This is a genomic window from Halomonas sp. QHL1, assembly GCF_001882345.1.
Taxonomy (GTDB): Bacteria; Pseudomonadota; Gammaproteobacteria; order Pseudomonadales; family Halomonadaceae; genus Vreelandella.
In genome coordinates this window covers 1-1,235 of record NZ_MINL01000005.1, presented here as the reverse complement: position 1 = coordinate 1,235, position 1,235 = coordinate 1, and the positions used below count along the sequence as shown (strand labels likewise).

Below are 1,235 nucleotides of genomic sequence, written 5' to 3'. Positions count from 1 at the left end.
TGAATCGCCCCGGATATTCTAGACACCCGTTAGGCTCTTAAAGTAACGCCTTTCATACTCAACCGGTGACAAGTTATCACTTGTGCCGTGTCGGCGCTTTGGGTTGTAGAACATTTCAATGTAATTGAACACGTCGCGTCTAGCCGCTTCCCGTGTCGAATAAATCTGTCGCTTGATCCGCTCTCGCTTGAGGAGTTGAAAGAAGCTTTCAGCAACGGCGTTGTCATGACAGTTACCACGTCGGCTCATGCTGCCCACCAGGTGATTAGCTTTCAAAAAGCTTTGCCAGTCTCCACTGCTAAACTGGCTTCCTTGATCCGAATGCACCATCACAGTTCCTTGTGGCTTGCGTCGCCAAACTGCCGACAATAAAGCATCCAGCACTAACTCCGTGGTCATACGTGACTTCATCGACCAGCCAACCACTTGACGAGAAAACAGGTCGATAACCACCGCTAAGTAAAGCCAGCCTTCGTACGTTCGGATGTACGTAATATCCGTCACCCAAGCCATATTTGGCGCTGTTACTTCAAACTGACGGTCTAAATGGTTGGGTGATACGATGGCCGGCTTTCCACCGCCATAGCAGCCAGGGCGTCGTCGATAGCCGGTCTGAGAGCGTAAACCTTCTCTACGCATCAGGCGGGCCACTCGGTGCTTACCGCAGGCTTCGCCAGCCTCACGCAAATCCTGGTAGACCTTGCGATATCCATAAACACCGCCGCTTTCAAGCCACGCATGCTTGATCAATCCCAAGAGGCGCTGATCAACCCGGTCTCGATTAGACAGTGCTTTTTTGCACCATGCGTAGTAGCCGCTAGGGTGCACGGCCATCATGCGGCACAAGCGACGTACCGGATATTGGCCCGCATGCTTTTGAATAAACGCGTACCTCAGTCGGACTCCCTGGCGAAGTACGCGGTGGCCTTTTTTAATATATCTCGCTCTTCTGACACACGTTTTAGTTCAGCCTTCAAACGACGGTTTTCAGCTTGGAGATCATCATCTTCTTGCCGTTGTTCTACCGGCTTATCGTAGCGTTTGATCCAGTGGTACAAGCTGTGGCCTGACACGCCTAAACGCTCAGCGACCTCGGCAACTCGATGGCCACGCTCTACCACCTGTTTAACGGCTTCGATTTTGAATTCTTCAGTGTAACGGGGACGGCTCATGGATCCTCCTAGATACCTTTAGTATAAGGCCTAGAGGTGTCTACGAAACCTGGGGCGATTCAG

The 1,235-nt window shown here is 51.7% G+C and carries 1 protein-coding gene; it reads right to left on the bottom strand.

The window, feature by feature from the left end:
• Positions 1 to 18: 18 nt before the first annotated feature.
• Positions 19 to 1,172 (bottom strand): IS3 family transposase gene (locus QHL1GM_RS19060; RefSeq protein ID WP_139245614.1). Its coding sequence is split into 2 segments (ribosomal slippage): positions 19 to 929 and positions 929 to 1,172, totalling 1,155 coding nucleotides; the frame shifts between segments, so codons are not numbered across the junction.
• Between the last annotated feature and the right edge of the window lie 63 nt (positions 1,173 to 1,235).